Origin of the sequence: Pseudomonas sp. AU12215 (assembly GCF_001675465.2) — a bacterium.
In the GTDB taxonomy this organism is placed as follows: Bacteria; Pseudomonadota; Gammaproteobacteria; order Pseudomonadales; family Pseudomonadaceae; genus Pseudomonas; species Pseudomonas nitroreducens.
On record NZ_MACM02000075.1, the window covers coordinates 1 to 11,594 of the forward strand.

Sequence of the window (11,594 nt, forward strand, 5' to 3'; positions counted from 1 at the left end):
ATCGTGACGCGCTCTGTGGCGCTGAGTTCGTGATAGGACATGGGGCAACACCTTACCGAAATGGTCGGGTGTTGCACTCAGTTTTTGCGGCCGCCGAGCTAAAGGAACTTCCGTTTCCGCCACCGCAGATAATTGACGATCAAACCATTCAGGACTCTGTTGCACTACAAGCCCAGATTCGATCTGAGTCAGACCTTGGTTTAGCCGATACATTTGTTGAGAACGTTTTTCGATTGATTCCAGCAGAGGGCGACTCGACTGCGCAGCCGAACGCTTCGAATCCGCTAGCGGCTAAACGGGGGCGTCGATCAAGAGTTGCTCCATCCAATTCCATGGCTGATTTGTTTGGCGGAGAAAACGCATGAGTGACCAGCGTTACTCCGCCGACCTGATCGTCACGGGGAGAGACTTTGCTGAGTGCGGCTGGCAAATCTCACTGGCTGATGGAGCGCGCGAGGGCTATTCCTCAATGTGGCAGGCGTTCTCCAGCGCTGCACGCAAGGCATCGGAAGACAATCGCCCCTCACACGGAAAAGCGCTGTGGTTGCTTGCGGATGCATGCTCCATGATGCTCTCGCCGAAAAGCCTCAATGAGCCTTTCAGACCATTCATGGTGATAGAAGGGCGACGCTCGGTGGTTCCTGACGATCTATCGGAATCGGACATCGCGTTCTATGCCGAGATTGTCGAGGCCATCGACGATTCCTGGTTGAAGGCGCGGGTGGCCGACCTCGTATGGTTGAAGCAACGTCCGCGAGACGTCCGGTTTGCGCTTGCGGCGATTGATGCTTATCGGCTGATTCCGTTGGATACGGAAACGTGGATTCGTGGCGGTCACGAATGTTGGGAGCGTGCTATCAGCTTGGCGCGCATGCTCAAAGCTGGAGCAGGAGCCCGCTTGGACGAGATGGAGGCAGCCGTTCTTGACGCCTTCAATACCGCAACCAACGACAGCGGATTTCTTGCGTTATGGTTGGCTGGCCTTATGGATGCATATGGTCTTGGTCAGGCTCACGCGACAACCATGGCGCAGAAACTGAATGCGATGGCTGTTGAGTTTCAGGAAGCTGGTGAGCTTCACCGTTCCCGAGAGTTCTTTGGCGCAGCGAGTCGTTGGTTCATTCGAGCTGGTGACGAAGCTCAATCAGCAGAAATGACCGTTGCAGTCGCTGAAGGCTGGGTGAAAGAAGCCGTTGCGCGGATTTCGTCCGAGCAGCCTAGTCATATGGTCGCTGCCAGCTTCTATGAGAAGGCCATCCAGATATACCGCAGCATTCCACGCAGCCTGCGGACGGTGCATCGAGGAGATGAGCGTATCGCCGAGCTGCATCGGCATATGAACGACGCTGGCGAAAAGTCGCTGGATGAGCTTGGAGAGGTCAAGACTCCAGGGCTTGATATCACCGAACTGGTCGAGAATGCGCGTAAGTCGGTTTCTGGGAAGTCCGTAAGGGATGCGTTGTTTTCGCTCGCGAACGTCTACCAGGGGGCTCGTGTAGATCAAATTCGCAGCGCCGCAGAAAAGATCCTTCAGCAGAGTTTTTTTCGTCGTTTGTTCGGCAGTACACACATGTCGCGCGATGGTCGCGTCATCGCCAAACAGCCGGCGGCCGGATTCGAGAATGCTCCGACCAGTGACGATCCCGCGTTGTGGGCACAGATGGTTCACGATTATCAGATCCTGATCAATATCGTCGTCCATGGCGATATATGGCCTGCCCACGAAGTGTTGCTGCAAGAGCATCGTTTGCGTGAAGAGGACTTCATTGGTCTGGCGAGTCAGTCCCCAATCGTGCCGCCAGGCCGAGAGCGCCTATTCGGCAAGGCGCTCTACGCTGGCTTTGACCGCGACTTCACCGTGTCCATGCATCTGTTAGCGCCCCAGATAGAGCACATGGTTCGTTTCCATCTGAAAAACGCAGGGGTGAAGACCACCAATCTCGACATTGATGGCATTGAGAACGAGAACGGCCTGAGCACGTTGATGGGCCTGCCGGAAGCTGAAAAGGTCTTCGGGAAAGACCTGTCCTTCGAGATCAAGGCAATGTTCTGCGATGCATTGGGGCCGAACTTGCGTAACGAGGTGGCTCACGGCCTGCTGGATGATGACTCGTTTCAGTCAATACACTCAATTTACGCGTGGTGGATGGGGTTGAGGCTTGTCTTCAACACATTCTGGAATGCGGCGCGGAAGGTTGAAAATGATCGGGGTATGGAGGAAGAGAATGACGAATGAAGTCGTACCGACGTTCGAGATGACCGTCGACCTCAACGTCCTCGAGCATCTCGGTATCAACCTTTATAGCAACATCGCCGCCGTGCTGACCGAAGCGGTGGCCAATGCATGGGACGCGGATGCATCGAGCGTGCAGATTCGCGTCGCTCCGAACAATGAGTGGATCGAGATCGAAGATGACGGCATCGGCATGTCTGTCGATGACCTGAATGGTAAGTACCTGCGCGTCGGCTATCGCCGCCGCGATGAGGATACGGAGCATGGATGCAAGACTGCGAAGGGCCGGCCCGTGATGGGGCGCAAGGGACTAGGCAAATTGTCTTTGTTCTCTATCGCCAACGTCATCGAAGTGCAGTCTGCCAAGGATGGGGATGCACATGGCTTCCGCATGAGCGTGCCGGGTATCCAGCAGGCTGTGCAGGAAAGGCGTGCATACCACCCTGAGCGTCTGGAGCACGGCACGCTCACGGCGACGCGAGGCACGAAAATCGTGTTGCGCGATATCAAGCGTCAGCGGCTCGGCAAAGGCGTCACCGCGTTGCGCAAGCGTCTTGCCCGGCGTTTTTCGATCATTGGGCAAGCTCATGGCTTCGAGATCAAGATCGACGGCCAGCCCATCACGGCCGCTGATCGAGGCGACTTACCCAAGGTCCAGTTCCTTTGGACGTTCGAGGGTTACGAGCCGGAAGCCAGCACAGTTTCCCATGTCTTGGAGCGCGAGGCGCTGCCAGCTCGGTTCGAGGCATGGAATTCGTCGTGGCGTGTGAGCGGTTGGCTTGGCACAGCACGTAAGCCCAAAGACCTCGACGACGATGAGGCGGGGAACCTGAATGGCATCGTGGTCTTCGCACGAGGCCGCTTGATCCAGGAAAACGTCATCGATCGACTGAATGATGGGAGGCTTTATACGAAGTACCTCACCGGTCAGATCGAGGCGGATTTTCTCGATGCGGATGATCGCCCCGACATCGCCACCAGTGACCGTCAGCGTGTGCAGGAAGATGACGAGCGTTACGTCCAGTTGATCGCTTTTCTCAAGTCTCGCTTGGGGCAGCTCGAGAAACGCTGGAGTGAGTGGCGAAGAAAGCACGAGGTCAAGGAGGCCCAGGAGACGTCTCCCGCCCTTGCAGAATGGCTGGAGTCTCTTCCTGCAGGGTACAGGAATAGCGCTGAAACGCTGATCTCCAAGCTGAGCGCTCTGCCGGTCGATGACGAGGATGACCGCAAGCTCATGTATCGGCACGGCATCCTGGCATTCGAGCGAATGAAGCTGCGTGGCTCGACCGAAGAGTTCGTAACGAGTATCGAGAGTGCCGACAGGCTCCTGGCTGTGCTCGCTGACCGGGATTCTCTCGAAGCCTCGCTCTATCGGGACATCGTGAAATCCCGTCTGGATGCTATTCGGGACTTTCAAAGCATCATCGACGAAGACGCGAAGGAAAGGGTGCTTCAGAAGTACCTGTTCGATCATCTCTGGTTGTTGGACCCCGCATGGGAGCGCGCCACGGGTAGTTCGATAATGGAGTCGCGTCTAATGACGGAAGGCGTTCTGATCGAAGATATGACCGAAAAAGAGCGCTTGGGCCGTGTCGATATCGCCTACCGCACCAATGCTGGCAAGCATGTCATCGTCGAGCTGAAGAAGGTCGGCCGCAGGATGGGACTGCTCGAATTGGTCGAACAAGGGCAGACCTATGTCGACAAACTGACGAAGATCTTGCGTGAGCAGAATCAGACCAGCCCGGATATCGAAGTGATCTTCGTGCTTGGGAAGACCGTAGCCGAAGAGGCATCCAACCCGGATCGACTCAAGTCGTCGATGACATCGATCTCGCCAGGTAGTCGCATTGTTCATTACGACACCCTGATTCGTGGAGCGCAGGAAGGGTATTCGGCCTATATCGCCCAGAGTAAGTCGCTCGACAAGCTGGAAGATATCGTTAATAGGATTTGAAGAATGAGCATGGAAGAGATAGTGCAGAACAGCACCCCAGAGGCTTGGATAGTCGTCGATCGTGGCTTGGTGCGTGACGTTCGTTTAGCCGACAAGGTCGTCTATCTAAAAGGAAGCCATCCCGCGTTGCGCGAGGGGGCCTGGATACTGGTTTTGAACCCAGCCGGTGGCATCGTGCGTGTCGGCCATGTCTTGCGTGTCCGAGTCGATGCGGAAGGCACTTCACTGTACTTCGACAATGTCAAGACGGTCGAGCCAGTGGTAGGGATCGGCAGCACCGGTTTGCTGCCTCCGTCCGCTGGAAGCGTCGTACGTGCTCCGTGGACCGATTTCGCAGAGGCTATCCCTCGTGCATTGGGTGTCACGCTCGCCGACATTCCGCTGATCGAGAACGAGGCCTATGTTCGCGAACTGCTGCAGTTCGCGATCATGGATGACCTTCTAGGGCCAGCCGGCGGGCCGGAGGAGCTCATCGTCGATATGAGCGTTCGCGATCGGTACCTCGTCGGCAAGCTCGCGCCGATGGAGAACTCCGAGCGCGGTGAGGATGTGGCTCCCCCGGAAAAAAATGAGGAGGACGAGCCTGCGGATCTGGAGCCGAAGGCCCAGTCGAACAAGGTCGACTCTCCCCAAAAGATTGGTGGCGGTGACTCTGAAGCCGAGGATGAGGTGGATACGGCCTCGAACCAGTCGCTCGCGCCGTCGAGTTTGGGGTTCACTTTTTGCGTCGACGGCGGTGCGGAATGTCTCGAGGTGGTGGTGAGTTGGGGGCGCTATGAGCGCTTTGAGTCCGATGATCCGGCTCATGCCAAGGTGGTCAAGAAGGCGGTACGTGACGCCGAGGGGCGGGTGATCAATACCACCGAGCAGGTTCTCAAAGCCAAAGTCTGGCGGCGCAAGCCTTCTGGCGGGACGTTTCAATTGGCGCTGAAGGATGGAGTGATCTCTCCCGTAATTCCGGATTCGGCCTGCCCAGAGGTGCTTATCCAGGGTACGGTGCGTTCACCCAACGATAAGGGTGAACGCCTGGTTACGCTGTTTCTGGTCAACAGCCAGATAGAACCGCCAGAAAATCGTGATACCGCCTGGGTGTTCCAGCCCGAAATCCTGGTGCGGGCCAATGACGAAAGTTCGGTGAAAGATATATTCCGTCGCCGTCCCGCTCTGGAGGCAGATGCTGACGCTGCGGACGATGACGATTTGCGCGAGCGCTTGGCGCTGGAGATGATCTATCGCGATCGGGTCGAATTCGCTGTCGGGCATGGCGTCGCAGTGCATGCCGTAGCTGGCCCAGATGTGGCCAGGGCGGTAGAACTGCGTACAGCAGTGATGCCGCAATACGAAGTGCCGGTCACTGAGACGCCGGGCTTGGATCCGCAGGACCGGCCAGCGATGCGCAGATTGGTCGACGAAGGTCTGCTGGATATGAAGCGGCTGGCTGATCTGGAGAGAGGCGAGCTCGTCGCTGCGCTCGGGATATTGACCGAGGACTATTCGGCATGGATCGACGATCAGCGTGCACGCATCGAAAGCGATGCGTCCGGCTATGCGCAGCAGGCCGCTGAGGCGCTGAGCCACTGTGAGTCGATCCTGGTTCGTTTGCATGAGGGCGTGGGGTTGCTGGCGACGGATGACAAAGCCTTGGCGGCTTTCCGTTTCGCTAACCGAGCGATGGCGATCCAGAGAGTGCATAGCGCGTGTGCATTGCAGCGTCGCCGCGGGCGCGCTGTGGCGCTGGCGGAGTTCGATGTACCGAAGAACCGCTCCTGGCGTCCCTTCCAGTTGGCCTTTCTATTGCTATCCGTTCCGGGGATGACCGATCCGAAGCATACGGATCGCACCCAGCCTCTGCAGGCCTATGCGGATCTGCTCTGGTTCCCTACGGGCGGCGGCAAGACCGAGGCCTATTTGGGCGTGGCTGCATTCACCATGGCGATTCGCCGCCTGCAAGGGAACTTGGGGGGCTACGATTCATCTCGCGGACTGGCAGTGATCATGCGCTACACCCTGCGTTTGTTGACTTTGCAGCAGTTTCAGCGGGCTACCGCGTTGATTTGCGCGATGGAGCATATTCGTCGTGAGGGTCTCGCCACGGGCGACAAGTCACTTGGCGAGAGCGCATTCACCATCGGCCTTTGGGTCGGCAACAAGGTGACGCCAGGTACCACGGAGGATAGCCACAAGTTCATCGAGGCCATTCGTACCCCGGGAAGAAACCCCACCGGAATGGCTTCGCCGGCGCAGCTGACAGGTTGTCCGTGGTGCGGAACGGAGATCGACCCGAAGAGAGATATCGAGGTCGACAAGATATCTGGGCGTACGACGATCTATTGCGGCGACAAGCTGAGTACCTGTGACTTCTCTCGTGGTCGTTCGAGCAAGCAGGCACACCCTGGTTTACCGGTGATGGTCGTGGACGAGGAGATGTATCGTCGCCCACCGTCGATGATGATCGCCACGGTGGACAAGTTCGCCATGATGGCGTGGCGTGGGCAGGTTCGGAACCTGTTCGGTCGGGTATCGAAGGAGTGTTCCAGACACGGAATGCTCTGGCCCGGCTCGGATTGCAATACCGGTCACAGAGCTGTCGCGGGGCGAGCAGCTGCGACGGTCAAGGCAATTTCTCCGGTGCGGCCTCCGGATCTGATCATCCAGGACGAGTTCCACCTGATCAGCGGCCCCTTGGGAACCATGGTCGGCCTCTATGAGAGCACGGTCGATGAGCTGTGTACCTGGCTGCTGGACGGTGAATCGATCCGTCCGAAGGTGATCGCCTCCACGGCTACCGTGCGTAAGGCGCAGCAGCAGGTCAACAACGTCTTCATGCGCCAGGTCTCGGTGTTTCCGCCTCATGGTCTGGACGTCGAGGACAACTTCTTCTCGGTGCAGCGGCCCATCGAGCAGAAGCCGGGACGACGTTACCTAGGTATCTGCTCTCCGGGCAGCTCTCGGCCGGCGATGTTGATCCGAGTCTACACGGCAGCGCTGACCGCGGCTCAAGCGCTGTTCGATCGGTTCGGCAAAGCCGCCGATCCTTACATGACCATGGTTGGCTACTTCAATTCGTTGCGTGAGCTGGGTGGTATGAAGCGTCTGGCCGAGGACGACGTGCAGACTCGTGCGTACCGTGTGCAAATGAGCATGGTGCAGCGGCCTGGTCTGGCCCAGCGCAGCGTCATGAATATCCGCGAGCTGACTTCTCGGGTTTCGAACCAGGACATCCCCAAGTATCTCGATCAGCTCGAAGTGATGTTCAAGTCCGAATGGGATCCCGAGAAAGGCAGGTACGTGACCAGGTTGGAGGAGGGCGATACGCGTGCCATCGACATCGTGTTGGCGACCAACATGCTGTCGGTCGGTGTCGACGTCAATCGACTGGGCATCATGGCCGTCAACGGTCAGCCGAAAGGGACGGCAGAGTACATCCAGGCGACCAGCCGTGTAGGGCGTCAATTTCCGGGGCTGGTCTGCACTGTCCTCACGTGGGCTCGCCCACGCGATCTCTCGCATTACGAAACCTTCGAGCATTACCACGCGACCTTCTACAAACACGTCGAGGCGCAATCTGTCACTCCGTTCTCGCCGCGTGCGATGGATCGAGGTCTGACTGGGGCGATGCTGTCGCTGATCCGCGCCAAGAGCGAGGATTTCGCGCCGAACGAGGGCGCACAGAGTCTCAAGCAACCGAACCAGGCGGAAATGCTGGATGCCATGAGGGTGCTCGAAACGCGCGCAGACAACATCGCGGAGGCTCCTGCGAAGAAGCTCGCTGGCGGCATGCTCAAGCAGCGGGCGGATCAGTGGGTGAATGAGGTGATGCAGGGTAACCGTATCTTGGCGTACGAGAAACGTGGGCCCGAGAAGGATCTGACCGTTCCCTTGATCAGGGCACCTGGAACGCATACTTGGGATAACTGGACGGTGCCCATGTCTATGCGCGAAGTCGAGCCTGGCGTTCGCTTGGTCATGAACTCGTCGAGGATCAAAGACGAAATCCAGTGGAAACCTCGCCCCGCTGCGGCTGATAAGGACGAATGAAGATGGCGCACGAAAAGACCCCCGTTGGCTCGGTACGACCCAGTCAACTGCTGTGGACCTACGGTCCTGGTGCCCTCGTCGACTTGCCGAATCTGTCGGTCGTGACTTCCGGTATCGACGTCTGGGAAAAGGATCGTTGCCACCTGGTGATCGAGAATCGCCTGCTCGCCGCAGTGCAAAAAGCACTCGGTCCTCAGGTCGCATCGTTACGAATGCCGCCGTTCACCAAGAGTGAATCGGTGGATCCTTTCTCTGCAGAAGCCAGCGTCGGGGTTCCTGTTCGTCCTTTTCCTCGCTGGTTGCGATGTGTGAAGTGCGGGCTTCTTTCTCCCTATGACAGTGGTTTGTTCGAGCTCAAGGAAAGCAGGTATCGCCCCGAGGCAACACGTTTCGTTCATCAGGGCTGCCGAGGATCCAAAGGGGATCAACCCGCCAAGGATGCAGATGCCGTCCCGGCACGTTTTCTTTTGGCTTGTAAGAATGGACATCTGGACGACTTCCCTTGGCAGTGGTTCGTCCACAGTGGGCCTAGCGATTGCAAAGGCACGCTGCGTTTCTTCGAAAGTGGCGCTTCCTTACAGACTGAGAACCTTTGGGTCAAATGCGATACGTGCGGTGCATCGCGGAATATGGCTCATGCCTTCGGGCAGCTCGGTAAGGAGAACCTGCCAGGCTGTCGTGGACGGCATCCTCATTTGGATCAGTTCGAGCCGGATTGCGATGCCGAGCCACGGGCCGTGCTGTTGGGGGCGACCAACAGCTGGTTTCCAGTCTCCTTGTCTGCCTTGGCGATACCTCAGGCAAAGGACGGCCTGGCGCAGTTGTTGGAGGATGGTTGGAGCTTCTTCAGCGATCTGGAGTCGCTCGATGAGGTTCCCCTGACCATCAAGCTGTTGAAGAAGACTAGTTCATTGCCTGGAATCGACCAGTATTCCGCAGAGGACATTTGGGCAGGCATTGAGGCTCATAGTTCTGGAGATGGCGAGAGTGTCACCGAGGCTGACATCAAAGGCCCCGAGTGGCGGGTGCTGATCGACCCGGTGCCAGTGAATGACTATCCGCACTTCTTGTCCGAGGCAGTGGCCGTTCCTCAGGGTTTCCAAGGCAAGATCGCCAGGGTATTGCTGTTGAAGCGTCTGCGCGAGGTGAATGCCTTGCTCGGCTTCACGCGAGTCGAGGCGCCTGACGACTCGGGCGGCGGTGGGGCTGGACCGATCCAGGCACCGCTGTCACGTGCAAAGCCCGATTGGGTTCCCGCGAATCAGGTGCACGGTGAGGGCATCTTCATTCAGTTCGACGAGCAGTCGATAGCTGAGTGGGAGCAGACAGCCGACGTTCAGGCTGCCGACATGAGGCTGCGTGGAGGGCACAAAGGTTGGAGAAACTCCCGCCATCTCTGTCCTCCGGATGACGGTTATCCAGGTGCCCGCTACGTGATGCTGCACACTCTGGCGCATCTGCTGATCCGAGAGTTGGCGTTGGAGTGTGGATACAACGCGGCCAGCATCAGAGAGCGGATCTATGCCGAGGTGAATGAGGATGGCAGCCAGTGCGGCTTTATCATCTACACGGCCGCTGCGGACTCTGATGGTACCTTGGGTGGATTGGTCGAACTGGGCAAGCCCGAGAACCTGGAGCGCCTACTGGTTCAGGCTTTGCGGCGTGCGCGCATTTGCTCCTCCGATCCCCTGTGCGCGGAGCATGATCCCCGGAAAGACCGTAGTTTGCATGCAGCAGCGTGCCATGCCTGCTCCTTCGTCGCGGAGACATCGTGCGAGCGTGGCAACCGTTATCTCGACCGGACGATGGTCGTGCCGACTTTCGAGAATGCCAAAGCGGCATTCTTCCCGGATGCTTGAGATGCGAGAGCTACTGGCAGCGGTGTCCGCGTTGGTTTCCATAGTCTCCTATGACCGCGTAGCGGCTTTGGCGGCGAAGGTCAGAGGAATGCAAGTCGCGAAGGCAGGCGATCTGAGGGCGGGACCAGTGTCCGCGAAGGCCGACAATGTGCTCAAGGGGCTGGTCGGAGCTTGGAAGGCGTCGACCATCAGTGGCGAGACGCTGGCTGCAATGCTCCTGGCCGCTGCGCATGCGTTTCGTCATGCGGAGAGTCGACAGAGGGTCGAACTGGTGTGGACTGGGCCGACGACCGAACTCGTTCCTGCTCGGCGAACCGAGCAGGCTTTGATACAGGTGATCGATGCCGCTCAGCAACGGTTGTTCATCACCAGTTACGTCGCGTACGACATCGAGTCGATCGCCAGGGCTCTGAAGTCAGCGGCAGAGCGTGGCGTGAAGATCGAGTTTCTGATGGAGCTCTCGAGCGCTCAGGGTGGCAAGGTCAGCGTCGACCCTATCGGTAACCTGAAGAAGATCGTCCCCGATGCGCTTTTCTACGCCTGGAAAGACAAAGGTGCTGCGTTCGTCAATGGCAGCGTGCACGCGAAGGTCGCGGTGGCGGATGGAGTGTATTGCTTCATCACCAGTGCCAACCTGACTGGATACGCGATGGACCAGAACATGGAGGCTGGGGTATTGATATCTGGCACTTCTTTGCCCGAGCAGCTTCATCGACATCTGGAGGCGTTGGCGATTACAGGTGTGGTCATGCCTTTTGGTGGATGAGGGCTTGTCCAACTTGCGGGTCTGATGCTCTTGTAGTCACGGTTCTACTTACATTTATTAAAGGTCAGCCATGCCATGCGTGAAGAGCTTGTCGAGATGGCGTACTTTGAAACTTACTACTACGCGAACATTGTTCATAACGTTCTTGATAACCCGATGGGATATCTTCGTAACCTGAATAACTGGCACGAAGATCGGGAGATTGGATTATTTTTACAGCCTTTCCCTAAATGGAGCGTATTGCACGAGTTTGCGCAGTTCATTATTGAAGAGCTCATGTATGAGAGGATTGGCGACGTCGCTTCCACGGCTGCTCTGAGCAATTCAAGGAGCCAGTTGTGGGTCGATCAAGCACTTAAGCACCATGGTATCCAGATCCCTAGATTCCAAAATTGGTTAAAAGAAAAATCTGTTCTGCTGGAAGATGCAACGGAAGATCATATTTTCGATTACCACCAGGATCTTCATCTAACGGGGGAACTTGATGAGCTGCTCACCCAGCTTTCTAACGAGGGCGGCCGCAAAAACTGAGTGCAACACCCGACCATTTCGGTAAGGTGTTGCCCCATGTCCTATCACGAACTCAGCGCCACAGAGCGCGTCACGATCCAGATCGGCCTGTGCAATGGCTTCAGCCAGCGCAGGCTTGCCCGGCTGATGAAMCGCAGCCCCTCGACGGTCAGCCGTGAGATCCGGCGCAACCGGAATGCTCAAGGCGAGTACGTTGCAGACGATGCCCAG

8 protein-coding genes are annotated in these 11,594 nt (G+C 57.6%); all 8 read left to right on the forward strand.

Annotated features, from left to right (window positions below; all coding sequences use genetic code 11):
• Positions 1-365 (forward strand): hypothetical protein (locus A9513_RS36310; RefSeq protein ID WP_218060705.1); only part of this gene is annotated, 365 nt, incomplete at its 5' end.
• Positions 362-2,236, forward strand: a complete 1,875-nt coding sequence (locus A9513_RS14210; protein WP_043157643.1) for a DUF4209 domain-containing protein — start codon at positions 362-364, stop codon at positions 2,234-2,236. The genes A9513_RS36310 and A9513_RS14210, both read left to right, overlap by 4 nt.
• Positions 2,226-4,190, forward strand: coding sequence for an ATP-binding protein (locus A9513_RS14215; protein ID WP_043157644.1), 1,965 nt, complete (start codon positions 2,226-2,228; stop codon positions 4,188-4,190). Before A9513_RS14210 ends, A9513_RS14215 begins: the two co-directional genes overlap by 11 nt.
• Positions 4,191-4,193: 3 nt before the next feature.
• Entirely contained in the window at positions 4,194-8,228 is a 4,035-nt protein-coding gene (gene drmA, locus A9513_RS14220; RefSeq protein WP_236225506.1) for a DISARM system helicase DrmA, read from the forward strand.
• Positions 8,229-8,230: 2 nt separating this feature from the next.
• A complete protein-coding gene (gene drmB, locus A9513_RS14225) occupies positions 8,231-10,087 on the forward strand; it encodes a DUF1998 domain-containing protein (RefSeq protein ID WP_043157645.1) in 1,857 nt (618 codons plus the stop codon).
• Position 10,088: 1 nt separating this feature from the next.
• Complete coding sequence (gene drmC / locus A9513_RS14230; protein ID WP_043157646.1) at positions 10,089-10,853, forward strand: DISARM system phospholipase D-like protein DrmC; 765 nt, start codon at positions 10,089-10,091, stop codon at positions 10,851-10,853.
• A gap of 75 nt (positions 10,854-10,928) precedes the next feature.
• Positions 10,929-11,384: a hypothetical protein gene (locus A9513_RS14235; RefSeq protein ID WP_065327429.1), complete on the forward strand. Its 456-nt coding sequence runs from the start codon at positions 10,929-10,931 to the stop codon at positions 11,382-11,384.
• Between the two features lie 36 nt (positions 11,385-11,420).
• Positions 11,421-11,594, forward strand: a 174-nt coding sequence (locus A9513_RS14240; protein ID WP_141678402.1) for a helix-turn-helix domain-containing protein, incomplete at its 3' end; no start/stop codon positions are given.

Excerpts from the sequence above, each read along its gene's own strand:
- drmA (WP_236225506.1), top strand. The coding sequence starts at position 4,194 with ATGAGCATGGAAGAGATAGTGCAGAACAGCACCCCAGAGGCTTGGATA.
- drmC (WP_043157646.1), top strand. The coding sequence starts at position 10,089 with ATGCGAGAGCTACTGGCAGCGGTGTCCGCGTTGGTTTCCATAGTCTCC.
- A9513_RS14215 (WP_043157644.1), top strand. The coding sequence starts at position 2,226 with ATGACGAATGAAGTCGTACCGACGTTCGAGATGACCGTCGACCTCAAC.
- drmB (WP_043157645.1), top strand. The coding sequence starts at position 8,231 with ATGGCGCACGAAAAGACCCCCGTTGGCTCGGTACGACCCAGTCAACTG.
- A9513_RS14210 (WP_043157643.1), top strand. The coding sequence starts at position 362 with ATGAGTGACCAGCGTTACTCCGCCGACCTGATCGTCACGGGGAGAGAC.
- A9513_RS14235 (WP_065327429.1), top strand. The coding sequence starts at position 10,929 with ATGCGTGAAGAGCTTGTCGAGATGGCGTACTTTGAAACTTACTACTAC.